The following is a 26471-nucleotide window of genomic DNA, read 5'->3' on the forward strand; positions in this document are numbered from 1 at the left end:
ATCAACCCATCAGCTATGCGTTATTATTATACCCTGTTTCAAATCTTCTTTATCATCCTTTCCAGTGTTCACATTGCCCTCGCCCAGGGCAGAGATGTAACCGGAGTTGTGCAGACCGCAACGGGCGAATCATTACCTGGCGCAACGGTCGTTATCACCGGGACGAACGCAGCTACCATTACAGATGCTGACGGAAAATTCACAATCACAGCCCAGAACGGCCAGACACTCCGCGTTACTTTTATAGGCTATCTGCCTGCCGAAGTGCCGGTTACAGATCAGACCAGCTACACGATTCAGCTCGCTGAGGATGCGCAAAATCTGGAAGAGTTTGTGGTGATTGGTTACCAGTCGGTACGCCGCTCGGATCTGACAGGTGCGACGGGAATTATAGATGCCCAAAATACAAACAAGCGGATTGCCCGCTCCGTACCGGAAGCATTGCAGGGAATGACCCCGGGCGTTGCTGTCCGTAACGGCGGTGCACCGGGGCAGGAAGCGGTTGTAAATATACGCGGATTGAGTACATTGTTTGGAAATGCCAGTCCGCTTTATGTGATCGACGGGATGCTGGCCGATGCCAACACGACGGTTAACCCCAATGATGTAGAAACGATCCAGGTCCTGAAAGATGCTTCGGCGGCCGCCATTTACGGCTCCCGGGCTGCTAATGGCGTAATCATTATTACTACCAAAAAAGGAAAAGAAGGCGCACTGAAAGTGGATGCGTCTGCACGGTTTGGGCTCTCGTCGCTTCCCAAAAGGTGGGATATGATGAATGCACAGGAATATGTGGCAACAAATACCCGCGCTTACCAGGCGGCAGGTTACGCATTGCAGCCATCTGTGGTCGATTATAATGGGACTGTAAATACAAATTGGGCCGATGAGCTCCTGCAAACGGGAAGCATTCAGGACTATAATGTAAGCTTATCCGGTGGAGGGAAGGATAGTAAATACCTGATCTCCGGTTCGTATTTCGCCGACGAAGGTGTGCTCAAAGCAAGGGATTTTAAACGCGGTTCTATGCGGATCAATACGGAAGCAACGCGTAATAAATTTACTTTCGGGGAAAACCTGATGGTGTCCAGCACTGAGCGCAATTCGCCTTTTCAGGGCGGATTTGCGGAGGGAAATGCGTGGTATGACATCTGGACCAGCCTGCCGATCATCCCGGTTCAAAGTGCCGACCTGCAAAGCACTTCCAATCCGGGTGGGTGGGGTTACGGCTCGTTCAATGCGCGTTCGTTTTCCAGGAACCAGGCTGCCATCAACGACATTACCCGCTCGACTTCCAATTTTTTCAAAGTGCTGGGTAATGCTTTCATCGATTATAAGATCCTCAAAAACGTCACTTACCGCTTCAACGCAGGTTTGGAAACCAGTTTTGACAAAACCAATAGTATCAGAAAGGAAGGACTCTGGTACTGGAACCAGTCGCCTGAATTCAGCAGCGTAGGGCAGACCCGGGCGCAGTTTCTGAGCTATTTGTTTGAGCATACATTAAACTTCAATTTTACATTTAACAAACATAATTTAAACGGTGTAGTAGGCTATACCCAGCAAACCATTCGCAATGATGACGTTGGCGGGCGACGTTTGCAGCTTGGCGTGTATGGCGGGGAGTATTTTACGACCATTAATTCAGCCAGCGGCGGGATGACCGCAACCGGAACCCGTTCGCAAACGCTCATTAACTCTGCTTTGGGCAGGTTGAATTATAATTTTGCAGAGAAATATTACCTCACATTCACTTTCCGGGCCGATAAGGACTCGCGTTTCTCGCCTGCGCACCGCACGGGATATTTCCCGTCAGCAGCCGCTTCCTGGAAAATCAGCAATGAAGAATTTTTCAAATCCGACATTGTCAATGAACTGAAACTGAGAGGATCCTATGGTGTCCTGGGATCGGCAAATTTGAGCAACTACCAGTTTACCGGTTTCTTGAACCAGGCGCCGCGCGCAGTTTTCGGATCGGGGCAAACGGAGTTTCCGGGCGCTACGCAAGCCAGGCTGGTTTATGAAGATATCAAGTGGGAACAAAAGGCAACGACCAACATAGGGGCCGATCTGGTGCTGTTCAATAATAAGCTCGCCATTACCATTGATGCATTCCGCTCCGTGGCCAAAGACGTTCTGCTATCCTTACCGCTGCCTCTTTATATAGGTAATCTGCAAGGCGATCCGTTGGTCAATATCGGTTCCATTGAGAATAAGGGCATTGAGCTGGATTTTGCTTATCGCCATACATCAGGACCATTTACATGGAGCATTGCACCCAATTTTAGTTTGATCCGTAATAAGGTGCTTGAACTGGGTAACCTGGGCGTGGATGAGGAAACCGGAGAGCCGCGGAATTACATTCAGTCGGGCAACACGCGTTCGCAGGTTGGCCGTTCGATTGGGGAATATTATCTGATCAAAACAGACGGTCTGTTCCAGAACGACGAAGAGATCCAGGCGCACAGAGCGCAGGCAGCATATGCAAAACCAGGCGATGTCCGCTACGTAAATCGCATTGACCAGGGAACCAATGATGATATCAATGATCGCGACCGCACATTTGCAGGCAGTCCCTGGCCGAAACTGACTTCCGGTTTGATCCTGAATGGCTCATGGTCGGGCTTGTCGCTGAATGTCCAATTCTACGGTGCATTCGGGCAAAAAATTTACAATGATGTTAGAAGGGATATCGATGGAATGGGTTATTCCAACTATCGCCGCGATATTAACCCTTGGACTCCGCAAAATACGGATACTGACTTTCCCCGCCTGGGTGTTTCTTATTCCACGGGAGCGGCAGGCGACCCTGCCAGTGCCGATCGCGGGATTGTTTCCAATGTTCGCGGCAATACGGACCGCTGGCTCGAAAACGGCTCATATCTGAGGCTGAGAAATGTGGAGCTTTCTTATTCCATTCCCGAAGCTGTCACCACGAAACTAGCTTTGAGCAATGCGAGGATTTATGTGAGCGCTCAGAACTTGCTGACTTTCACCAAATATACCGGCCTCGATCCTGATGTGGTAGGAGCGAATTTCAACCTGGAACCGGGCGTCGACCTGGGTGGATATCCATCGTCGCGCATTATCTCATTCGGTCTCAACCTGGGTTTCTGATCAGCAGCCATTTATCTCAAAAGACATCAACATGAAAAAGATATTTTTGCTTACTTCAATCATTTTAATGGTAACTACGGCTTGTAACCGTGACTTTGATCAGCCTAATCCAAATAACCCAACCATTGCCTCTTTCTGGAAAAGCCAGGCCGATGCTATCAAGGGGATCAATGCGGTTTACAGCACATTCCACCGGACTGCCACACTGTATTCCCGGTTTTTGTTCTATCACGGCATGCTGCGCTCGGACGAAGGCTATGGCTCAGGCGGCGACATTACACTGAACAATGTCATGAGCTTCAACCAGACCAACTATAATGAGGGACTAACCGCCGGCACCTGGCAGAATTTGTTTATCGGCATTTTCAGGGCCAATCAGGTGCTGGCTTATGTTCCTGGGATCGAGATGGATGAAGCATTGAAAAGCCGAATTATCGGTGAAGCGAAATTCATGCGCGGGCTGTTTTATTTTAACCTGACACTTTATTTTGGAAGGCCGCCCATCATTCTTGAACCTTCCGAACCAACTGACCGTCCGTCTAATGCAACCAGTGAAGAGGCGTGGGCACAGGTTGTAAAAGACCTGACAGAAGCGGCACCAGCATTACCACTGAGCTACACAGGCGACGACCTGGGCCGGGCCACGCGCGGTGCGGCAATGGGCTTGCTGGGAAAAGCGTATTTGCAGCAAAACAAAAATCAGGAAGCGGCGACCGCATTGGCGTGGTTTATTACAGGTGAGGGAAAAGGCTTATATACGCTTACAGCCAACTATCAGGACAATTTCAAAGCTTCCACAGAGAATAACAGCGAATCCGTTTTTGAAATACAATTCCGCTTTAATCCCAACGAAAACACAGACGACGACGTGGACGAAACCCGGATCAATAACACCGGGACTTCGATTGCCCAGTTTTATGCCCCGCGGGGTGTTGGCTTCTCAGATGGTGGTGCGCGTCGCTGGCTGGTAGGGGAGTTCAAAAAAGAGAATACCGCCCTGGGCACCCGGGACCCAAGACTTGCCGCAACATTGCTGTTCGACTCGACGGACGTTCGCGGGCCTAATTTTACAATGGTTTATGGACAAACATTTGCCAGCCGTTACGGCACTAATACAGGCGAAAGCAGTGCTGTGTGGTTCAGAAAACAACTGAATGATAATGAAGCAGGCCGGACCGAAGAAGGTTTCCGTTCGCCCAATAACCACCGCTTGCTGCGCTATGCCGACATTCTGCTGATGTATGCCGAGGCGCTCAATGCACAGGGGCAGACAACGCAGGCTTATCCTTACGTAGACATGGTGCGCGTGCGTGCAGGCTTGCGGCCGCTTTCCCAAGCCCGGCCAGGCTTATCGCAAGCACAGTTTCTCACCCAGATCAAGCACGAACGCATTACCGAGCTGACAGGTGAAACCTGGCGGTTTGCCGACTTGCAGCGCTGGGGCGACTTAGGGAAGGAACTTGCCGTACGTGATCCGGAATTTACTAATTTCGAAGAAGGCAGGAACGAATTTTATCCCATTCCACAATCGGATATCGATTTAAATCCCAACCTGACGCAGAACCCGCGTTATTGATCATTCGAAAAAATAAATGTGCATTTAAACCAGCGTTATGACATTCAAAACATGGTACAAACCAGTCCTTATCTGGTGCCTTTCATTTCTATTTATCAGTGCATCCTGCAAAAAGGAAGCAAAGAGCCCGCAGCCCGGGCAGCAGCAGGCAACTACATTTTCGAACCCCTTACTGAATGCCGCACCCGACCCCTGGGTTTTTCAGAAGGATACAACGTACTATTATCTGCATACGCTGGGCAACAGGATCCAGATATGGAAAACAGGTAAGATGAGCCGTTTGAAAGATGTGACGCCGGTTACTGTCTTCAATCCGCCTGCATCTGGCGGAAATTCCCGGGATATTTGGGCGCCGGAGTTGTTTTTTCTGGACGGTAAATGGTATATCTATTACACCGGCTCGGATGGAGATGACCGTACCCACCGCATGTGGGTGCTGGAAAATGCAAATGCAGATCCGACGCAGGGAACGTGGACGGATAAAGGCCAGCTCAAAACGCAGCCGGCTGATCTCTGGTCCATTGATGCGACCGTTTTTCAGCAGGATACCACAATGTTCATGGTCTGGTCAGGACGCCCTTTTGCGGGTGGAACCACTGATTTGACGCAAAACCTATACATTTCCAGGATGGCAAACCCATTTACGCTTGCCGGACCGACGGTTAAAATAGCCGATCCGCAGTTTGAATGGGAAAAACGAGGGTTTCCTGTGAACGAAGGTCCCGAAATCCTTAAAAATCCGGCTGGACAGACGCTTCTGGTATATTCAGGAAGTTACTGCGGTGACGACCGTTACTCACTGGGCCTTATGCGTTTGCAGGAAGGAAGTGATCCATTAAAGCCGGCAAGCTGGACAAAGGTGGCCAATCCGGTTTTCACAGGCCTGGCTTCGGCCAATGCATTCGGCGTGGGTCATAATGGTTTTTTTAAATCAAAAAACGGTAAGGAAGACTGGATCATTTACCATGCTAATTCAGCCTCAGGGCAGGGCTGCGGCGGTTCACGGAATGTCAGGATGCAGAAATTTACCTGGACTGCCGACGGCCTGCCAAGCTTTGGAGAACCTGTTTCAACGGGACAAGCCATCACCGTTCCCTCGGGGGAATAGCGATTTGGCTTATATTTGGGCCGGAAAAGCAGTTTACATTTAAAAGTCGTTTATGAAAAAATTGAGCATTAGCCTGCTGTTATTGGCATTCGTACACATTGCCCATGCACAGCAGGCAGTAATCCGCGGCGATTTCGCGGACCCTTCGGTCATTCAAGTTGGAGATACATATTATGCGGCGGGAACCAGTTCCAACTGGGCACCGGGCTTTCCGGTGATGAAATCCAGTGACCTTAAAAACTGGAAACAGACCGGATCTATCTTCCCCGACCTGACCTCCTGGGCCGACTATTACTATTGGGCTCCCGAGCTGAATTACGAGAACGGCAAAGTTTATGTTTATTATACTGCACATAAAAAGGGTGGTAACCTGTGTGTTGGGGTTGCCAGTGCCGATACACCCGAAGGACCATTCAAAGATCACGGCCCGCTGGTCTGCCAGGAAGCAGGCTCTATCGACGGCTTCCCGATCAGGGACGAGAACAACAAGCTGCACCTGATCTGGAAAGAGGACGGCAATAGTGTAGGAAAAGCAACGCCGATCTGGATCCAGGAGATCAATGAAGAAAGGACTGCGCTCATAGGCGAGAAAAAAGAACTTTTCAGAAATGATACGCCCTGGGAAGCGAATCTTGTAGAGGGTGTTTCAGTAATTAAAAACAATGGCTATTTCTATGCAATTTATGCGGCGGCTGGCTGCTGCGGGCCTGGGTGCACGTACGCAACGGGTATCGCACGCTCCAAAAACCTGATGGGCCCCTGGGAGAAATATCAGGGAAACCCGATCCTGACCGGGCAGGGGGAGTGGATGTGTCCGGGGCACGGAACCGCTGTGACCTATCAGGGCAAAAACTACTTCATGTATCACGCTTACGATAAGTCTTCGAACAAATATACAGGCCGTCAGGCACTGGTACGCGGTTTTGAATTCACTCCGGATAACTGGCTTCGCTTTACAGACGAATATCTTTCCCCGGCGGACAGCCCGAAGGCATTCACGGTAACGGACGATTTCAACAACGAAAAACTCGATTTGCAATGGAGCTGGTCAGTTTTCAATAAGCCGGCGTTTGAGCTGAAAAAAGGACGGATCGGTTTGCAGTTAAAAGATGATCGCGAGCTGTTCATTGCAAGAAGGATAGAAGGTCCTAATTATGAGGCAACTGTGGAGACCATTCCCGCTAAAAGTGCACTGGCTGGCGTAGCATTGATCGGTGATGACAAAAACCTGATCTACGCGGTTGCCAAGCAGGATAGCATTGGTGTTACCATTGTAAAAGATGGCGCGAAGAGCAGCCTGGGCAAGTTTCCGATTGCAACGAAGGGTAAGAATGTATTTATCAAAATGATCGTAAAGAATAATACTGAAATCAGTTTCCATTACAGCCTCAACGGATCTGCTTTTACCGATTTGAAAATCGCCAATCCTGATATCACATTCCTGCCTCCGTGGGACCGGGCAGTGCGCACGGGAATCCTTGCCAAAGGGGTTGCAGGTGAAGTGGCGGTTGTGGAGAAATTCGTCTTTAAGAACAACTAATAAAAAAGCCCACCGTGTCTATCAAACGCACGGTGGGCTTCCTGAATTATCTGATACTAGTCCCCTCCTGATCGTGTCCAGCGGACGCATTAGTGATCCAAGCTTTCCTTACACAATCCGCTTATCCTTAAAGGCAGACATTGTCAGCCCGAAGATCATGTGCGCAATCATAAGTTGGGTGTAATATCCTTTTCGGTGTGTTTTTGGTGGATTCGGATGGTTCTCGAGCATGGTTTTCCACCAAAGTATCCCTACCGCACCGCCAAAGGCCCCGTACAGAAGTCCGTTTTGTGGTGAGGCTGGTATTTTTCCCAATTTGAGCAACAACTTGTAACCGACCCCAAACCCGGCGCCGATCAGGTAATGCGTGATCCATCCGAGCGGGGGAGAGGCTTCCTTTTTAATGTCAAGAGACCTTTCCAGGAGTGTAGCAAGCAATGCGGGTTCGCTGAAATTTTCATCCTCCTTGTGCGAAGCAATGTAGCTGAAAAGCGTCATGGCGGATGTGGCCGTCGCGGCAGCCAGAAGCGTTTTGGTGGCTGGTTTCATCATGTAATCTTTTATTGTGATGGGTTTATGCGCCACGGGTTAATGTGCCGTGAACGATGGCCTTTATGCTTACAAAGATTATACCGCCGCCCAAATCAGGCTGGAAGTCAGGTAATATATTCCCGCCTGGAATAACGCAAGGGACTTTGGCATACATTTTATAATTCGGCGCAAGGTTGAGCTTAGTTTACAACAACCGCTTCCAACATTGAAACATTACCTCAATATGGTTATAATGATGTTTCAGGAGGACAATTAAAATTTAATCCATCACGCACAACAACATGGCGGACAGACACATAGAAAACGAATTGATTAAAGCGCCACAATCCAGGCGGCTTAAAGTGTTACCAGGAAATCCATTCCCACTTGGCTCTACTTTTGACGGCAAAGGGGTCAACTTCGCAGTATTTTCAGAAAATGCGCAGGAAGTTGATTTATGTCTGTTTAAATCCGTAGACGATACGGAAGAATACATTAAGATCAAGATAGAAGAAGTTACACACCACATCTGGCATGTGTACATACCCGATATCAAACCCGGCCAGTTGTATGGCTATCGGGTTGCAGGGCCGTTTGAGCCTCAGAAAGGGCACCGTTTTAATCCCAATAAACTGCTCGTAGATCCATACAGCCGAGCCTTGGCGGGAGACCTGAAATGGGACGATGCATTGTTTGGCTACGTTATCGGACATAAGGATGAAGATATGAGTTTCAGCGAATCCGACAGCGCAGCCTTTATTCCCAAATCCGTGGTTGTTGAAAGTGAATTCGACTGGGAAGGCGATACGCGCCCGGACATTCCTTATTGCGATTCGATCATTTACGAAGCGCATGTCAAAGGGCTGACAATGACGCATCCGGACATTCCGGAAGAAATTAGGGGGACTTATGCAGCACTGGCGCATCCGGTTATCATTGACTACCTTACTTCGCTGGGAATCACCGCCATTGAGCTGATGCCCGTCCACCAGTTTGTGGCCGACAGGCATTTACTGGAAAAATGCCTTACCAACTATTGGGGCTATAACACCCTCAATTTTTTTGCGCCTGATGCACGTTACAGCAGCAGCGGACACAATGGGGAGCAGGTGATCGAGTTCAAAAATATGGTGAAAGCATTTCATAAAGCGGGGATCGAAGTGATCCTGGATGTGGTGTACAACCATACCGCAGAAGGCAACCATCTCGGCCCCACATTTTCGTTCAAAGGCTTTGATAATGCTTCATATTACAGGTTGATCCCGGAAGATCAGCGGTTTTATATGGACTACACGGGAACGGGAAACACATTGAATGTGCAGCTGCCCAATGTACTTGCCCTGATCATGGACAGCCTGCGTTACTGGATCACCGAAATGCACGTAGACGGTTTCCGCTTCGACCTGGCGTCCACCCTCGCGCGGACCCTGCATGAGACTGATAATCTGAGTTCTTTTTTCAATATCATACACCAGGATCCGATCATTTCACGTGTTAAACTCATTGCTGAGCCCTGGGACATTGGTGATAAAGGTTATATGGTAGGTAAATTTCCTCCGGGCTGGGCGGAATGGAATGATATGTTCCGTGATCAGATCCGGGATTTCTGGCGTGGCAAAGAATTGGATGTAAGCGCATTTGCCAACCGCTTTACAGGCAGCCCCGACCTTTACCGGGGCGATTACCGCCGGCCAACTGCGAGCATTAACTTCATTACAGCCCACGACGGCTTCACGCTCCATGACCTGGTTTCTTATAATGAAAAGCACAATGAGGCCAACGGTGAGGATAACAAGGACGGAGCCGATAACAACAGGTCGTGGAACTGTGGTGTAGAAGGTGAAACGGATGACAAAACCATTATAGACCTCCGTAACAAGCAAAAAAGAAACTTCCTGGCAACCATGTTCCTGTCGCAGGGCGTTCCTATGCTGGTTGCGGGAGACGAACTGGGCCGTACACAGGGAGGCAATAACAACAGCTATTGCCACGATGATGAAATATCCTGGATCTCCTGGGAGAAGGCGGATAATCAGCTGCTTGATTTTACCAGATCCCTCATCCGGTTCTGCAAAGAACATCCGACTTTCCGGCGACGCAGGTGGTTTCAGGGTTTGCCGCTTCATGGTTCCGAGGCGAAGGACATTATGTGGTTTATGCCTGATGGAAACCAGCTTAGTGACGAACAGTGGGAGAACAACTGCGCTGGCGCGATAGGCGTTTACCTCGATGGAAAAGGGATCCGTTGCGTGAATATGGATAACGAGCGCATTGTCGACGACAGTTTTTTCCTCATTTTCAACAATTCCAAAGAAGCACTTGACTTTGTATTGCCATCAGACGAATGCGGTGACGGGTGGTGCATTGTGATTGACACTAATGCAGGAATGATTGCCGAGTCTGGCGATGATTTCAAGCCCGGTGATATAATGTCAGTGCCGGCGAGCTCAGTTATGGTGCTGAAATGCCCGGATGCGGGAATAAGGAAAAATACTTGCGTCTAGATTTTATCTGAAATAATGAAGAAAGAAGATATACAGCCCTGGGATTGGGAGCGCATACTTTTCGGAGAAGCGCCTCCCGAATTCCTGGTGGAAGTTTTTTTAAGAACGTTTATCATTTACGTGGCTTTGCTCATCATTGTCAGGGCGATGGGAAAACGAATGGGCGGCCAGCTTACTGTTTCGGAGCTGGCCGTTATGGTTACCCTCGGGGCCATCGTTTCGCCGGCCATGCAGATTCCGCAACTCGGCGTGCTCATGGGCATTATGATCCTGATCTGTGCATTGATATTTCAGCGCGGCCTGAACATCACGGAAACCAAAAGCCCAGCATTTGAAAAGATAAGCCAGGGAGAGACACAGCTTCTCGTCAAGAATGGCCGTATTCTGTTGGATCAAATGGATATAGCAAAGGTTTCACGGCAGCAGCTGTTTTCAGCGCTGAGAAGTGAGAATATCTATAATCTGGGTGATATCGGCCGTGTATATTTGGAGGCGTGTGGCATTTTTAGTATTTACAAAACAGAGGAGCCCGCCGCCGGCCTGCCCATTTTTCCTCCCAGTGATGAAGCTGTGAACTGCTATTCGCAGGAAATAGTAGCGGATTGCCGCGCATGCGCAACCTGCGGCCATGTTACAGATTCTACGGATCCAGACATTGTATGCGACGTTTGTAATGCCAAAACATGGATATCGGCGACCATTTCCATTAAATCCCAACTTGCCGATTCATGAAACCAGAAGATATCCACATCAATGACTGGCAGCGCATATTTATCGGGGATGTGCCTCCGGCATTTTACCTGGAAGTGGTGTTACGCATTGCCATTATTTACCTCATACTTATGGTTTCCATGCGGCTCATGGGCAAGCGGATGGCCTCTCAGCTAAGCCGCAATGAAATGGTTGCGATGGTGTCCCTAGCTGCGGCCATCGGTGTTCCGCTGCAATCGCCAGACCGGGGAATTCTGGCGGCTGTGGTGATAGCCATCATTGTCGTTTCTGTTCAGCAGCTAATTGCGAAGCTTTCCACCAAAAGTGAAACACTGGAAACAATCACGCAAGGGGACATTACCCCTTTGATCGAAGACTCCCGGCTGAATTTACACAACATGAAAAAAGTGGGCATAACCAGGGAAAGGGCCTTTGCCCAGCTTCGCAGCAAAAGCATCCGGCATTTAGGACAGGTAAAAAGATTGTATTTCGAAGCAGGGGGCACATTTACCCTGATGAGGAGATATGACGAAGTGCCCGGATTGCCTGTTTTGCCCATTTGGGACAAAGAATATCAGCAGGAAATCAGTGAAGAAGCCGATGATTTTGTCTGCGAACTATGTGGAACTGCGCCTGAGGGAAATGCGACGGATCAGCAATGTAAAAACTGCGACAGCAAGGCTTTTATTTATGCAGTAAAATAGATTGAAAATCGTCTGGCAGAATCAGCGATGCGGCATTAATTTTTTAAGGAAAAAGATATAGACCTATATCCGATCCTTACCCATGAAAAATATACAATTATTTTCCCAATATGACCTCGACGCGCTGTTTCTCAAAAAAACAAACGAGGTAAATGACCTGATCGAAGAATGGCCGGATGCTTATTTTGCTGCCGAGCAGATTGACACCCATATTAGTGCCTTAAAAAGTAATCAGCAGCTCGTTTTGCCAGAGCTGGACTTTTTGAATGGTCGGCATGATCTGTGCGAACGGATTTACCCGGTTTCCGTATATCAGCCCGGGCGGAACAATAAATCAAAGGTCCGCGTCTCCGTTCTGATCGTCCATTATGCTTTTGCGGGACAGACATATCTCCTGGGTTGCCGTCCGCCGGTGGAAGTGCCGGAGCCAATAGGGGAGTGGCAGGCAGATTCGCTCAGTCATCAAATCAGTGTCGAGTATATGGAGTATGAGAAGTATCCCAAAAAGACACTTGCGGCACATCAGGAATATGCAGCGGGTCTGCAACGCTGCTACGAATCGCTCCAATCAGAATTCACAACATTTAACAACCGGCTCGACACGATCATCGAAACGGCTATCAGCAAAAAAAGAAGCGAAATGGATGACATGCATCGGTTGATAGCTTTATTGAGATAATGATTTTACTCCCAGCGGAATGTTTGAAGGGAATAGCTATTTAGCTTAGTCCGCTTTCTTTACAGCATTCAGAATTTCATCGAGTGTGCCGGTTATGGTTGTGACCATTTTGCTTTTATTAAGCATTTTGTTTTCAGAATCGACCGTCCCCGCGAACTTGCATGCAAACGGCGTGTCGTTTTTATCCGTCAGCATTTTCCAGCCGGTTTTGAGCATATTCCCGTCGGTTACTTTTGCATGCATGGAAATGTTCTGGCTGCCTTTTGCGGGAATTGAAATGGTCTTTTCCAGTACTCCATTCATTTGCAGTGCATCTTCAATCTTGAATTCAAATTTCCCGTCGCTCAGTTTGAGGGGAAACAAATTGGGATTAAACACTTCCACTTCGATATCCATGCCCTTACTTTTCAACGCAAGCGCATTCAAATCCACATGCTTCACTTTTACTTTGGGTATCCTTAATGCGGGTAACCTTTTCGAAACATTCATTGTAAACTGGCGTTCGCCGGCAATAGGCACATCCACTTCAAAAGAGGCTTTCATTGCATAATCCGCGCTATCGATTTTATTATCATCAAAATATTTAAGCACGCGGGTCATGGGCTTGACGAGCAGTTCCATCGGCATCGTCAGCGTGGTGCTGTCCGACGAACGGATGTTGATGGGTTTCTCATAGGCATCTTCAATCACCTTCACCGAATCAATGTAGATCATGTAGTTGAGACGGCTTGTCTTGATATCCACCGGAAGCGGGTTATGAAGTATGACCTTACTGCTCATTTTGATCCGTTCGGCATCAATGTCGGTAATGTTCGTTGAAGCCACCCCAATGGTAGGCATCACCTTATCTGCTGCCTGCTCTTTTACTTTTTCGGAAGAAGGAGACTTCCACCACCAGATCCCCACTCCCGCCAGGATTGCCAACACCAGCAAAACGATTAACCATTTATTGACCCGCATAAGTACAAAATTTAGATAGTACGCTACCCCCGCGCTCTATAATTCTCATGCCATCAGTGATTTGCCGTCCATTCAACGAATGTTCTGAGGAATGGTTTTTTAGTAAGGCGCGGATCAACAGAATATTAATCATCACTAACTAAGAAAGGAAACAAAATATGTTAGCAATGAATTATCGCGGACCTTACCGCGTAAGAGCAGACCGGAATAAGCCAATGCCTGAGATTGAGCATTCCAGTGACGCAATCGTGCGGGTTACCCGCTCCTGTATTTGCGGCTCAGACCTGCATTTATATCATGGATTGGTGCCCGACACACGGATCGGGACAACCTTTGGCCATGAATTCATCGGCGTCGTTGAAGAAGTGGGCGACGCAGTACAGAACCTGAAAGTAGGTGATTCAGTCCTCGTTCCCTTTAACATTGCCTGCGGAAAATGTGTTTTTTGCCAGCAGGGCTTATATGGAAACTGCCACGAGTCCAATCCACAGGCAACTGCGGTGGGCGGGATCTTCGGTTACTCGCATACGGCGGGCGGTTTTGATGGTGGGCAAGCGGAGTATGTCCGCGTTCCCTATGCAGACTTTGGCCCAACGCTCATCCCGGATGACATGGACCATGACGACGCGGTGCTTCTGACCGACGTAGTGCCCACAGGTTATCAGGCTGCTGAAATGGGTGGGATCAAACCCGGTGATACAGTTGTGATATTCGGTGCAGGTCCAATCGGGATCATGGCAGCGAAATCGGCATGGCTGTTTGGTGCAGGCAGGGTGATAGTCATTGATCACATTGAATACAGGTTGGAATTTGTAAAACAATATGCGCAATGCGAAGCGTATAACTTCCGCTCACTGGAAGATCCTGTGCTTTTTATCAAGAAAACAACCGACTGGATCGGAGCCGATGTGTGTATCGATGCTGTGGGTTGCGAAGCGGCAGGAGATGCCTTGCAGACCATTACAGGACGTAAGTTAATGCTCCAGGCTGGTTCTGCTACCGCTTTGCACTGGGCAATTAATTCAGTGAAAAAAGGCGGGATTGTTTCCATTGTGGGCGTGTATGGTCCTACGGGCAACCTGATCCCGATCGGTAATGTGGTAAACAAAGGAATCACGATCAGGGCCAATCAGGCGTCTGTGAAACGGTTACTTCCAAGGCTGATCGAGCACGTGCAGGCTGGACGCCTCGATCCGAAAGGGATCATTACCCACCGGATTCCGATGGAAGAAGTAGGAGATGCCTACCACATTTTCTCAGCGAAACTTGATAATTGTATTAAAACAGTTCTTATCCCACCATCAGCCAGAAAATAAGCTCGATATGAAAAAGACAGCAAGTGATTACAGCCACATTAACGGATGGGGCATTGATGCGGACCCGCTGGACGTGCCAAACTATCCGATCAAGAAACGGAACGAAAACGACAACAAAGGAATGGTCTGGGAGCGCCCGGCACAGCAACCCGCGTTGGTTGAAGTACTACATTCCAACGAACGCCCGGGACTGACAGCCGTATTCGGCACACCCAATCCGCCGACAGGCCTTAGCGGGCAGTTGCGGCGCTTTGCATTCAGATACAGCGAATCCACCTGGACACACTGGCTGGCGCTATTGGTAGCCGACCGGATCAACATGATGGAAGGAATAGGTGAAGATCTGAAAAACGGTCACATACCGGACCTTATCGCCGAGCACGGATTGAAATCCGAGCTGAAATTCAACAAAATAGGATTGGCAAAAAAGGTGCTTACCGGCGCAGCAGTCATTACGGTGGCCGTTCTGCTGATGAAGTCGCGCTCGCGGGACGACGACTGACCAGCTCATATTTTTCAAATTTAAAAAAGATCCGCACTGACAGCAGGCGGGTCTTTTTTCATGACCAATCTTGTCTGGCACAATTCTTATTAAATGGGAGTTTTTTTTTCAATTCGACACCTTTATCCTATGACCAGCAGACTTCATAAAGACCTACTATGTTTTTCCCACCTCAGGTGGGACTTCGTGTTTCAGCGTCCTCAACATTTAATGACACGCTTTGCCCAAAACGGGAATGTGTATTACCTGGAAGAGCCATTTTTTGATGCTCCCAACGGCGCATATCTTGAAATCAATCAAAAACTCTCGAGACTATGGGTTTGCGTGCCGCATCTTCCGGCCGGCTGCACCCAGGAGCAGACCAATGCGCAGATTAAAATGCTTCTGGAATCGTTCTTCGAGGAGCGTGATTGTTCGGATTTTGTATTTTGGTATTACACACCTGTTGCCTTCGAATTTTCAAGAACATTTACACCGGGCTTAATCGTTTACGATTGCATGGACGAGCTGTCGGCATTCAAGTTTGCGCCGCCCCGTCTGAAATTTGTGGAACAGCAGCTTCTGGCCAAGGCCGATGTTGTGTTCACAGGTGGGGTAAGTTTGTACGAAGCCAAAAAGGCTGCCCATCACAACATTCATCCATTCCCAAGCAGCATTGATAAGGAACATTTCCAGGCAGCCAGAAAACAGTTAGCTGAGCCCACGGACCAGGCGTCTGTACAAGGCATAAAACTTGGTTTTTATGGCGTGATCGATGAGCGTTTTGATCAGCAGCTGATCCGGGAAATTGCCCGCAAACGGCCAGACTGGCATTTGATGCTGATCGGGCCTGTTGTAAAGATCGATATGGCTGAATTGCCTGTTGCAGAGAACATTCATTACTTAGGAAGCAAAACTTACCAGGAGCTGCCATACTATCTGTCTGGTTGGAATGTAGCCTTGATTCCGTTCCTGCTCAATGAATCCACCCGTTTTATCAGTCCGACCAAAACTCCGGAATATCTGGCTGCGGGCAAGCCTGTGGTGTCTACGGCCATCCGTGATGTGGTATTTCCTTATGCAAAATCAGGGCTGGTGAGTATCGGACATGATGCAGATACTTTTATTACTGCTATTGAGCATGAGCTTACCAATCAGGAGAACGCACAATGGCTGCGGGCCGTGGACGAGTATCTTGCCGACAAATCCTGGGAACACACTTTTAGCGCTATGCAGCGCTTAATGCTTTCGGTTAAAAAGCAGGAAACGCCGGTTGTGCTGACAAGAGAGCTCAAAAGTGCGAGTTAGCATAAGAGCGGTTCAGCATGAACGAACAATACGGAGGCGGAATTCAAAATAAAAGCCATGCAAAACCATACAAATTACGGCTCTTCTAAAAGCCGGGAAGCGAATGTCGAGGAAACTACTTTTCAGGACGATCTGCCGCGTGCGGTGCTCCGGCCCAATGAATATGTGCTGCTCGACGGTGAGTGGAAATTTGCAGTAGACCCGAACGATCAGGGGATCATTGAAAACTGGTATATCCGGCACGACTTTTCCCAAACCGCGCAATGGCCCGGGAGTGTAGAGCAGCATTTGGCTGCATCCCAGCTTGATAACGCTTCCTGGAAAGATAAAATCGTAGTCTGGTACGAACGTGATTTCAAACTCTCCGACGAAGCCCTGGCCGAGCACGATACAGATAGCATTTTGCAGCTGACTTTTGGCGCTTGCGGCTATGAAACGCAGGTTTGGCTGAACGGCCATCTTTTATCGACCATTGAAGGTGAACAAGTCCATATGGGCGAATACACTTCATTCTCATACGAACTGGAAGTGCTCAGGCCGGTCAATAAGCTTACCGTTCGTGTTGCGAGCAGTATGGATGCTGATATTCCGAGAGGCAAGCAGGAATCTCACGTTTACAAACGTGGCGGGATCTGGTACCAGACATTTACCGGCGCAGTCCGTAGTATATGGATTGAAAGAGTAGAGCGGAACCGGTTGCGGTCACGCGTAGGCGTGGTGAGCATTATAGAGGATAATCTGGTGCGGTTCACACTGACAACGCGTATTCACGACCCGGGACGATATAAGATCAAATTACTGGTTTTTGGCGCTGAGGAGGGCAAATACGACAAGCTTGTGGCCGAAGATGAATTTGAGCTGGTGCTCGAAGCCGGCCAGAAAGCGCAGCGGCTCGTCCTGGACGTGCCCGATGCTTTGCTATGGTCGCCTGAAACGCCAAACCAATATAGGCTGGTGGCGCAGCTGATTGACGACCAGGGTGCCATTTCTGAAATTGAGACAAAATTCGGGCTAAGGAAATTTGAAGCCCGGGGCAGCCGCCTTTATCTCAATAATCTGCCGGTTTACCTGGACGGCATTCTTTACCAGCCTGGAAATGCAAGTTATGATCAGATCAAAAAGCATTTGATCGCCATGAAAGAGCTGGGATGCAATCTGGTCAGGATCCACATTGCCGGTGTGGACCCGCGTATCTATAAGCTTGCCGACAAGATCGGGATGCTGTTATGGGTCGAAGTTCCGAGCCCGCACCAGTCCACTCAGAAAAGCCGGGATAACCACCGCGCCGAGCTCATGCGGATGCTTGCATTGATCGGGACGCATCCTTCCGTTGTGATCTGGAGCCTTTATAACGAAGATTGGGGAGCTCAGGACATTGCCTTGAATGCGGATACACGCCAGTACATCATTAATATGTATCATTTCATGCAAATTGCCTATCCGCAATTTTTAGTGGTTGATAATGATGGCTGGCAGCATATTTCTTTCGAAGGAAGATTGAAATCCGATCTGCTGACGGCTCATTTGTACACACCGGACCTTGAACACTGGAAATGGATGCTCGATGAGTTAACAGCCGGGAATCTCAACTCGGTTGCAGCCTTTCCGCTTGTCGTTGGCGATCCGTTTTTTTACAGAAAACAAGTGCCGCTGATCGTGAGTGAATGGGGAGGTTTTGGATTTGAAAATTACGGCGGACCGGTGGATGACTCAGCGCGGGCCAGCCAGATTGCCCTTTTTAAGAAAGAGCTAAGAAAACGGTCTTTTTCGGGAGACGTTTATACACAAGCTACCAACATTGAAGACGAGCGCAACGGACTGATTGACTTTGAAACCGGCGAACTGACTGTTCCAGCCGGATTACTGACTTCCTCACCCGATCCGGAGCAATAGCATTGCATCCGTAAAGATTAAAACCAGAAGAAAGAAATGCTGAGTGAAAATAATATAATAACTGCATCAAAAGAGGCTTTTGAAAACCCATTTAAAACATTTTGGATGGGAGGTTTTGAATGCACAGATCAGCTGAACAACAGCGGCGAACGGGTGGACCTGCTCGAAATGACCGGCCACCTGGACCTGGTGCGGGAAGACTATGCACGCATTTCTTTACTCGGGATTTCAACGGTGCGCGAAGGCATCCGCTGGACCGTCGTTGAGCCGGCGCCCTATCAGTATGATTTCAGTCCTGTTCTGGAAATGATGCATGCTGCTAACGAGCACGATGTGCAGCAGATCTGGGACATTTGCCATTTTGGTTACCCGGATGATCTGAGCCCTTTTCATCCGAAATTCACTCCTCGTTTTGTAGCATTATGCGAAGCATTTGTGGATTTTTATATCAAAAATAATCCTGGAAAGGAATTATTTGTAACACCGATAAATGAAGTGAGCTTTATTTCATGGCTCGGTGGGGAAGTGGCCGGGACGGTGCCTTACTGTACAAAAAATGGCTGGGAATTGAAGTATGCATTAATGCGCGCATACATTGCAGGCGCAAAAGCCATGAAGCAGCGAAGCGAGCTCGTCAGGATTGTGACTACGGAGCCGCTCGTGAATATGGTGCCTGATTTTGACCCGGAATTGGAAGACCTTGCCGCGGCCGCCGCGCAGAACGAACAGCAATTTCAGTCCGTTGATATGCTGTGCGGACGGATATGTCCCGAACTTGGGGGCAGCGAGGATCTGGTAGATGTGATCGGTTTCAATTTTTACTACAATAACCAATGGATCATCGGAGGATACCAGTTCCTGGGCTGGAACGATCTCGTGCCCGATCCCCGCTGGAAACCGTTAGCAGATCTTTTGCAAGCCGGTTATGAGCGCTATAACAAGCCGATCATCATATCCGAAACCAGTCACCCCAAAGAAGACAGGCCGCTATGGATCAATATGATCGCGGCGGAATGTGCGGACGTGATCAACCGCGGCGTTCCGTTGTTCGGCGTGTGTTTGTATCCTATCATAGACCGTCCCGATTGGGACCAGCTTCATATCTGGCATCATTCAGGGCTTTGGGACACGGATTTTACCAGTAAGCACAGCAGGGTTTTGCATGAAGAGTCAAAAAACGCGCTTATGGCTGCGCAAATGCGCATTTCAAAAGCGCTGGAAGCAAATACAAAGCCCGCCGCTCAACGGAATGGCGAAGTTATCGAGGATTTGTCCTACCAAACGAACGACTTCGATCCGGAAGGTTTATCTTATCATTAAATTAATGTGCGGGATTGCTATCCAGCAGGGTTTCCAGCGCCAGACGGACCTTTTCAAAAGATGTATCCTTGGTCCAGTCGATTGTACAATGCAGTGATTTGTTCAGCGGCCCCCAGCGTTCAGGCTCTCCGTCCATACTGATGACAATGCTGCGGGTGCGCGTGGCAGCAGCAATGTGCGACACCCCGGTACAATTGCTGATCAGTAAATCTGCTCCGTGGATCAGCGCAGCAATTTCACCTAAACCCGTTTTCCCCGTAAGGTCAACAGCAGGATATTTCATTAGTGCAATCACTTGTGCAGTAATGGGTGCCTCATCTTTTGTGCCGGTAATAATGATGTGATAGCCCTGTTGAGCGCAATGGTCGGCCAGGAGGGCAAAATGCGCAGGAGGCCATTGCCGCCACGCACCGCGTGACCCTGGATGCACACATATGTAATGTCCATCAGGCAGCGAAACGGACTGTTGCAAATGTTCGCTTTCCGACGCTGAGATCGGAAATTCCAGTTCGGTGCCTTTTGAAGGAATTCCCAGATTTTCGAGCATCCTGAGATGTTTTTCAATTTCTGAAATGCCATTGGGATATTCCAGGAACAAAGCTTTATTCCTGTAATTGCCTGCACTATGAAACCCCGCGACTGGTCCGGCGTTCAGATTTTCGAGCATTTCGTTTACAATGTTTCCGTTTCCCTGCATTTGTAGGATCAGGTGAAATTGCTCCGCTTGCATTTGCCCACTAAAAGCGTCCCAGGCTGCCTGGTCAAATGGTTGTTCCGATAAACCGTGATAGCCGGGAAAGTGAATGAAACGGTCGACATACCTGGCAAACCGTTCGCAAAAAGATGCGGCCCACGGCAATCCCAGCAATGTTATCTCCGCATCCGGATAACTATTCCGCAGCGCCCGCAATGCCGGAACCGTGCAGAGCATATCACCCAGTTGCAATGCCCTGAATATGGCGATCTTATGTGTTGAATCAGGAGAAAATTTCATAGGAAAAAGACTTTATAACGCAGCGCCCCGCGCAATGTCCAATATACGGAAAGGTAGGGGATCAGGAGTGAAGTAATGATCATTTCCAGCCGGTGCGACCAACTTACATCGGTTCCTTTCAGCCGTTTCAAAATAAAACGCGTTACTGAAATAAGCCACACTGCCAGTCCGATGACCAGGACCCATTTTGCTTCCAGAAGCACTCCAAGCAAAACAACAATGGTTGCTAATATGATCGTATAGTAATTCCAGACCGGCCCGCTGGCGATTCTGGCCCTGTACAGGTCGGGATGCTTTTTAAACAGCAGTGCATTAAACATACTTTTTTGCTGATCACGAATGCTCGATCCCCAACCAGCTTCGCGTACAGGATGGCAAACCGGCGCTTCCTGAACCCTGATGATGGGTATTTTATTTTTCAAAAATTTGAATTGCAGGTCCGAATCTTCACGCCAGGCTGCCGGAAATGATTCGTCAAACCCATTAACCTGCTCCAATGCGGCCCGCGTACAAGCGCAATTGGCCGTAATAAACTCAGCCGTAGATAAATGCGAGACATTCTTTTGATAATCCGTCGGCCGCTCCGGAACCGGAACTTCAACGCGGCCTGTGAATGCAACCACCTGTTCATTTTGATTTTGGTAACATTGCCAGAATCCTTCCAGCCAGTCCGGCGCGGGAATGCAGTCGTCATCCGTAAATGCGATCAGCGGACTAATGCTGCTTTTCCAGCCGAAGTTCCTGGCCGCAGCCGGGCCGCTTTTTTGTTCCAGCGGAAAAAATGAGATCTGTAAATGCGGGTACTCAGCCCGGATACGCTCAACAAGCAGGCTTGTCGCCGGATCGGGCCCGTCCGAAACAACAATAACCCCGAAGGAAAAGCCCCGGCACTTTTGCAGGGCAATTGCTTCGAGGCATTTTCGCAAAAGTGTCGGACGCCGGTAAGTTGGGATCACTACACTAACAGGGTCTGCCATTATTTTTCCAGGATAAAAGAATTAATGATCAGCGCATCAAACGGAGATGTCCAGAAACATTCAATGGCATCCCGAGGCGAGCAGACGATAGGTTCTCCGCGCGTATTGAACGAAGTGTTCACCAGCACCGGCACGCCAGTAAGCGCTTTGAATTCACGGATCAGGTTATAATACAATGGATGCTGTTGCGCATTAATGGTCTGCACGCGTGCCGTGCCATCCGTATGTCGCACAGCCGGAATGCGGTCCGCCTTATCATCTTTGACAGGATATACAAAAAGCATAAATGGTGAAACAGTCGCCTTTTCAAACCATTCGGGTGCATCTTCTTCCAAAACCACAGGGGCGACCGGCCTGAAATCTTCCCGATCCTTGATATCGTTCAGCCTCGCCTGCATATTCGGATGAATGGGTGACGCCAGGATGGACCTGCTGCCCAGCGAGCGCGGCCCGAATTCCATGCGGCCCTGATACCATGCAATGATCTTGTCCTGCGCAAGGATCGCAGCCGTTTCGCTGGCAACATTATAGAGTCTTTTGTAAGGCATTTTAGCCCAGATCATAAATTTTTCGATCTCGTCATCGGTATATTCCGGGCCCCAGTAAATGTGGTTCATTTCAGCAGTATAGCGGGCATCATCCTGCGCATTCAATGCAACGTCCAGCCATTGCGCCGCGCCCAGTGCTGTGCCGGCATCCCCGGCAGCTGGTTGTACCCACACGTTTTTGAACGGGCCATGATCCCGGATCACCGCATTCATCACGCAGTTCAGCGCCACGCCGCCTGCCATGCACAGGTTTTCAGAATGGGTTTGTCCGTGAAGCCAGTATACCAGTTTCAGAACAGTTTCTTCCAATGCTTTTTGCAGGGAATGCGCAATGTCATGGTGCAGCTGGTCAAATGGATCGTCTTTTTTGCGGCCCGGCCCCCACCATTGTTCCGGGTCAAATTCATCAATCGTATATTGACCATTGTCCTCAACATGGATCACCGAGCGGAAATCTTCTATATAAACCGGCTTTCCATAAGACGCCAGCGCCATGACTTTGTATTCATCAGAAGATTGCAAAAAGCCAAGGTAAGTCGTGATCTTTTCATATAACAAACCCAGCGAGTGCGGCATGTCAACCGTAGCCAGCTGTGTGAGGGAATTTCCTTTTCCGGTAAAATAACCTGTCGTAGCCTTTTCGCCGCGCCCATCCAATGTCAGTACGGCTGCCTCTTCATACGGTGACGGAAAAAATGCGCTGGCTGCGTGTGCGTTGTGGTGGTTAATGTAAGTCCATTTTGTATTCAGATCCCCGGCATCGGCAAAGCGTTTTTGCAAATGGTGCGGATAACCGTCCCGGAGCTGATCGGGCGCTTTGCGAATGTAATTCAGAAATAATGTATCCCAGCCATTGTACACATCGGCAGCTTCCAGCACATTGGAGCCGGAAAGCAGGTCGTCTTCGTATACAGCTGCTTCGCTTACACCATCCGGATCAAACGAATATGCGATGTGATTCACATCCTTCATGTTAATGCCTGCCGTTTTGAGGCAGTAATCAATGGCATGAAAAGGGAGCTCCCAGGTGGAAAAGGGAACAGGACGTTTGCCATGCTTGATATGCGTAAAACGCTCTTCTTCGGCGGCAGCAATGATCTTGCCGTCTTTCACGAGTGCTGCCGCAGTATCGTGAAACGCAGCATTGATTCCAAGGATATACATAAGCAGTGGTCTGGTTTAAAATGCAGCGGCTTGCTTACAAGTTTAGTGCCAGCCGGAAGTGTGGAAGTTATTGCTTGCAAGATGGAGAGATCTTTAAAATTAGTTTGCTAATAAAATCGTTTCGTGCTCACAATGAGCATGTTTCGTAACTCCTTGATAATTAGGGAAGCGTTTTGTCCTGAATGGCATTGTTTTTATAGCGCCGTTCTGTCCTTAACCGAAATCGCTGACCTATGCACCATATCACGACCACAAATCCGAGGCTGAAAATCTTTACCTGGCACATTCACGGAAGCTATCTGTATTACCTTTCACAGGGTAACTACGACATTTATATACCTACTACGGAAGGCAGAAGTGAAGGCTATTACGGTAGGGGAGAAACGTTTCCTTTTGGCCCGAATGTGATTGAGATACCGGCAGAGGAGGTGAGGAATATGCAGTTTGACGCCATCCTGTTTCAGTCTGAACGCAACTTTCTAATTGATCAGCACGAGGTTCTTGCAGATTGGCAAAAACAACTGCCGCGGGTATATGTTGAGCACAACACCCCGGAAAAACATCCGACCAACACACGGCATGTGATGACCGATCCGGAAGTGACGCTGGTGCACGTGACGCATTTCAATAAACTGATGTGGGACAGCACCGGGATCCCTAATGTGCGTGTGATCGAGCATGGTGTATGCATTCCGCAGGTTACTTATAAAGGCGATATCCCGCGCGGCATTGTGGTGATAAACCATATTGAGCAGCGTGGACGGATTACGGGCTGGGATGTTTTTGATGAAGTTAGAAAGCATGTTCCGCTGGACCTGATCGGAATGGGGACATCGGAATCCGGCGGATTGGGCGAGGTGCTGAACCCGCAGCTTCCGGAATTTATAAGCCATTACCGTTTTTTCTTTAACCCTATCCGCTATACGAGCTTTGGCCTGGCAGTGTGCGAAGCCATGATGACCGGTATGCCCGTGGTTGCGCTGGCCACCACAGAGTATGTGACCGTGATCAAAGACGGCGAATCAGGTTTTATCGATACCAACATTGAAAAGCTGATTGATAAAATGAATTCACTCATTGCAGAACCCGCCAGGGCTGCTGCTATGGGGACGAGCGCGAAGCAAACGGCATTGGAAAAATTCGGCATTGACCGGTTTACCAGCGAATGGGAAAATATCTTCAGACAAACGATCCAAAATCATGACAAAAAGAATAGCATTTATCAGTGAGCACGCTTCGCCGCTGGCAACCCTGGGCGGAGTGGATAGTGGGGGCCAGAATGTGTACGTGGCCGAAATATGCAAATCGTTGGCTAAACTGGGTTATGTGATTGACATTTTTACTAGAAAAGATCAGGAGGATTTGTCGCATATCGTCCATTGGCTGCCTAATATTCGCGTCGTGCACATGGATGCCGGTCCTGCACACGATGTGCCGAAGGAAATGCTGCTGGGATATATGGAGGAATTCACGGGCAGTATGATCCGTTTTATCAATGACCAGGATTTTCAGTATGATCTGGTGCATGCCAACTTTTTTATGTCTGGCCTGGTGGCGTCGGAAGTAAAAAAACAACTGGGTATTCCTTACGTGATCACCTTCCATGCCCTGGGCAAGATCCGCATGATCCACCAGAAAGAGAAGGACGCATTTCCGGCAGCGCGAATGGACATTGAGCAAATGCTTGTCAATGATGCCGATTTCGTGATTGCCGAATGTCCTCAGGACAAACAGGACCTGGTCGAACATTATAACGCAGATCCTTCCCGCATCACGATCATTCCCTGCGGGTTCAGCTCCGAAGAATTTTATCCCTATCCCAAAGAAAAGGCGAGACGTGCGCTTGGCTTGCAAAAAGATGACGTCGTGCTATTGCAGCTGGGCAGGGTCGTTCCGCGGAAAGGCATTGATAATGTAATCCGCGCAGTCCGGTTCCTGAAACACATCCCGAAGATCAAATTGCTTGTGGTGGGTGGAGCGGATGAACAGCCCGATTTCATAAACGATCCTGAACTCAAACGGCTCAAAGAAGTGGCCGAGGTGGAGGAAGTAGCCGGAGCCGTCGAGTTTGTAGGCCGCCGGAACAGGCAGCAGCTGCGGTATTATTATCAGGCAGCGGATTTTTTCATATCCACGCCCTGGTACGAACCCTTTGGCATAACCCCGCTGGAAGCCATGGCCTGCGGCACGCCGGTGGTAGGCTCTGATGTAGGCGGGATTAAATATACAGTGTTAGATAAACAAACAGGGTTTCTGGTTCCTCCGCATAATCCAAAGGCGCTGGCCGATGCATTGCTGGAAGGCTTGTCTTGCCCGGAAAAATACCAGGCATTATGTGCAAATGCATTGAAGCGGGTCAATGAGAATTTTACCTGGACTTATGTAGCGCAAAAGGCACATCAACTATATTGCAGGTTGAGTGTCGTTACAGCGAAGAAACCTGTATATCTTTTTCATTATAAGCGGGCACAAAGGAAACGCGCCCGCCACTACGGCTTACCAGCCGCAACCTATGCAGTTTCCTGATTAAACCATTAAGAAAATATGCCTTCACAACAGATCATTGATTGTAGTAAGATTTTAAAAGAAAAGAAATTAACCATTGCATTCGCGGAAAGCGCTACGGCCGGTCGGCTGGCTGCTGAATTTTCGTTAACAGAAGATTCAGGCAGTGTGCTGAAAGGCGGGCTTGTGTGCTATGACGCAGAAGTAAAAGTGGATGTTTTAGGTATGGATCCCGCGTTTATTGAGGAGTTTACGCCTGAATCGGAGGAGGTTACCAAAGAGCTGGCGATTCGCCTGAAAAACCTGATCAAATCCGACATACAAGTTGCGGTAACGGGACTCACTACGCCCGGCGGAAGCGAAACGCCGCAAAAACCGGTCGGAACAATCTTCATTCATGTCTTCATCAACGAGCGTTCCATTGCCGTAAGAGATGTATTTGAAGGCTCCCCGGAAGAAATTGTGCTCCTGGCAGCTGACCTGGCCGCCAAGACGGTTAGCCAGGAGTTGGCAACATTATAACTAGGATTTGGGC

21 protein-coding genes are annotated in these 26471 nt (G+C 49.0%); 16 read left to right on the plus strand and 5 right to left on the minus strand.

Annotation, left to right across the window (positions count from 1 at the left end; all coding sequences use genetic code 11):
* Positions 1 to 15: 15 nt before the first annotated feature.
* From L0659_RS10470 to L0659_RS10485, 4 genes are read left to right on the plus strand one after another with little or no spacing between them, the layout of a single operon-like run.
* A complete protein-coding gene (locus tag L0659_RS10470; RefSeq protein WP_235125907.1) occupies positions 16 to 3117 on the plus strand; it encodes a TonB-dependent receptor in 3102 nt (1033 codons plus the stop codon).
* 31 nt (positions 3118 to 3148) lie between these two features.
* Positions 3149 to 4693 carry a RagB/SusD family nutrient uptake outer membrane protein gene (locus L0659_RS10475; protein ID WP_235125908.1) on the plus strand — a complete coding sequence of 515 codons (1545 nt, stop codon included), beginning with the start codon at positions 3149 to 3151 and terminating at the stop codon, positions 4691 to 4693.
* A 37-nt stretch (positions 4694 to 4730) separates the two neighbouring features.
* Positions 4731 to 5801, plus strand: coding sequence for a family 43 glycosylhydrolase (locus tag L0659_RS10480; protein ID WP_235125910.1), 1071 nt, complete (start codon positions 4731 to 4733; stop codon positions 5799 to 5801).
* A gap of 52 nt (positions 5802 to 5853) precedes the next feature.
* On the plus strand, positions 5854 to 7341 hold the full coding sequence (locus tag L0659_RS10485) for a family 43 glycosylhydrolase (RefSeq protein ID WP_235125911.1): 1488 nt from the start codon (positions 5854 to 5856) through the stop codon (positions 7339 to 7341).
* A gap of 108 nt (positions 7342 to 7449) precedes the next feature.
* On the opposite strand, the gene L0659_RS10490 is transcribed toward L0659_RS10485, so the two are convergent.
* Positions 7450 to 7893 carry a hypothetical protein gene (locus L0659_RS10490; protein ID WP_235125912.1) on the minus strand — a complete coding sequence of 148 codons (444 nt, stop codon included), beginning with the start codon at positions 7891 to 7893 and terminating at the stop codon, positions 7450 to 7452.
* Between the two features lie 281 nt (positions 7894 to 8174).
* On the opposite strand from L0659_RS10490, the gene glgX reads away from it, so the two are divergent.
* The 4 genes from glgX (at position 8175) to L0659_RS10510 (ending at position 12470) form a co-directional block, all read left to right on the plus strand.
* A complete protein-coding gene (gene glgX, locus L0659_RS10495; protein WP_235125913.1) occupies positions 8175 to 10376 on the plus strand; it encodes a glycogen debranching protein GlgX in 2202 nt (733 codons plus the stop codon).
* Between the two features lie 15 nt (positions 10377 to 10391).
* Entirely contained in the window at positions 10392 to 11108 is a 717-nt protein-coding gene (locus L0659_RS10500; protein ID WP_235125914.1) for a DUF421 domain-containing protein, read from the plus strand.
* Positions 11105 to 11791: a DUF421 domain-containing protein gene (locus L0659_RS10505; RefSeq protein WP_235125915.1), complete on the plus strand. Its 687-nt coding sequence runs from the start codon at positions 11105 to 11107 to the stop codon at positions 11789 to 11791. Before L0659_RS10500 ends, L0659_RS10505 begins: the two co-directional genes overlap by 4 nt.
* A gap of 82 nt (positions 11792 to 11873) precedes the next feature.
* Complete coding sequence (locus L0659_RS10510; RefSeq protein WP_235125916.1) at positions 11874 to 12470, plus strand: hypothetical protein; 597 nt, start codon at positions 11874 to 11876, stop codon at positions 12468 to 12470.
* 45 nt (positions 12471 to 12515) lie between these two features.
* Here the strand turns inward: L0659_RS10510 and L0659_RS10515 are convergent, their stop codons facing one another.
* Positions 12516 to 13430, minus strand: coding sequence for an LEA type 2 family protein (locus tag L0659_RS10515; protein WP_235125917.1), 915 nt, complete (start codon positions 13428 to 13430; stop codon positions 12516 to 12518).
* 158 nt (positions 13431 to 13588) lie between these two features.
* Between L0659_RS10515 and L0659_RS10520 the strand changes: the two genes are divergently transcribed.
* The 5 genes from L0659_RS10520 to L0659_RS10540 all read left to right on the plus strand — a co-directional run bounded on the left by L0659_RS10520 (position 13589) and on the right by L0659_RS10540 (position 19748).
* Complete coding sequence (locus L0659_RS10520; protein WP_235125918.1) at positions 13589 to 14746, plus strand: zinc-dependent alcohol dehydrogenase; 1158 nt, start codon at positions 13589 to 13591, stop codon at positions 14744 to 14746.
* A gap of 7 nt (positions 14747 to 14753) precedes the next feature.
* On the plus strand, positions 14754 to 15248 hold the full coding sequence (locus tag L0659_RS10525) for a hypothetical protein (RefSeq protein WP_235125921.1): 495 nt from the start codon (positions 14754 to 14756) through the stop codon (positions 15246 to 15248).
* A gap of 210 nt (positions 15249 to 15458) precedes the next feature.
* Positions 15459 to 16535 (plus strand): glycosyltransferase, encoded by a 1077-nt coding sequence (locus L0659_RS10530; RefSeq protein WP_235125922.1) that lies wholly within the window; start codon positions 15459 to 15461, stop codon positions 16533 to 16535.
* A gap of 57 nt (positions 16536 to 16592) precedes the next feature.
* Positions 16593 to 18428, plus strand: coding sequence for a glycoside hydrolase family 2 protein (locus tag L0659_RS10535; RefSeq protein ID WP_235125924.1), 1836 nt, complete (start codon positions 16593 to 16595; stop codon positions 18426 to 18428).
* A gap of 36 nt (positions 18429 to 18464) precedes the next feature.
* Positions 18465 to 19748 carry an amine oxidase gene (locus L0659_RS10540; protein WP_235125925.1) on the plus strand — a complete coding sequence of 428 codons (1284 nt, stop codon included), beginning with the start codon at positions 18465 to 18467 and terminating at the stop codon, positions 19746 to 19748.
* A 1-nt stretch (position 19749) separates the two neighbouring features.
* Here the strand turns inward: L0659_RS10540 and L0659_RS10545 are convergent, their stop codons facing one another.
* Genes L0659_RS10545 through L0659_RS10555 form a run of 3 tightly spaced genes read right to left on the minus strand, consistent with a single transcriptional unit; the run spans position 19750 to position 23431 of the window.
* The gene (locus tag L0659_RS10545) at positions 19750 to 20742 is read right to left on the minus strand and encodes a glycosyltransferase family 9 protein (protein WP_235125926.1); all 993 of its coding nucleotides are present in this window, start codon (positions 20740 to 20742) and stop codon (positions 19750 to 19752) included.
* Entirely contained in the window at positions 20739 to 21719 is a 981-nt protein-coding gene (locus L0659_RS10550) for a glycosyltransferase family 2 protein (RefSeq protein ID WP_235125927.1), read from the minus strand. Before L0659_RS10550 ends, L0659_RS10545 begins: the two co-directional genes overlap by 4 nt.
* Positions 21719 to 23431 (minus strand): carbamoyltransferase C-terminal domain-containing protein, encoded by a 1713-nt coding sequence (locus tag L0659_RS10555; protein ID WP_235125928.1) that lies wholly within the window; start codon positions 23429 to 23431, stop codon positions 21719 to 21721. Before L0659_RS10555 ends, L0659_RS10550 begins: the two co-directional genes overlap by 1 nt.
* A gap of 233 nt (positions 23432 to 23664) precedes the next feature.
* On the opposite strand from L0659_RS10555, the gene L0659_RS10560 reads away from it, so the two are divergent.
* The 3 genes from L0659_RS10560 to L0659_RS10570 are packed head-to-tail and all read left to right on the plus strand — an operon-like array spanning position 23665 to position 26458.
* Entirely contained in the window at positions 23665 to 24660 is a 996-nt protein-coding gene (locus L0659_RS10560) for a glycosyltransferase family 4 protein (protein ID WP_235125929.1), read from the plus strand.
* Positions 24632 to 25957, plus strand: a complete 1326-nt coding sequence (locus tag L0659_RS10565; protein ID WP_235125930.1) for a glycosyltransferase — start codon at positions 24632 to 24634, stop codon at positions 25955 to 25957. Before L0659_RS10560 ends, L0659_RS10565 begins: the two co-directional genes overlap by 29 nt.
* An 18-nt stretch (positions 25958 to 25975) precedes the next feature.
* The gene (locus L0659_RS10570) at positions 25976 to 26458 is read left to right on the plus strand and encodes a CinA family protein (RefSeq protein WP_235125932.1); all 483 of its coding nucleotides are present in this window, start codon (positions 25976 to 25978) and stop codon (positions 26456 to 26458) included.
* The last annotated feature ends 13 nt before the right edge of the window (positions 26459 to 26471 follow it).

The sequence above is a fragment of the Dyadobacter sp. CY347 genome, from assembly GCF_021502655.1.
GTDB lineage: Bacteria > Bacteroidota > Bacteroidia > Cytophagales > Spirosomataceae > Dyadobacter.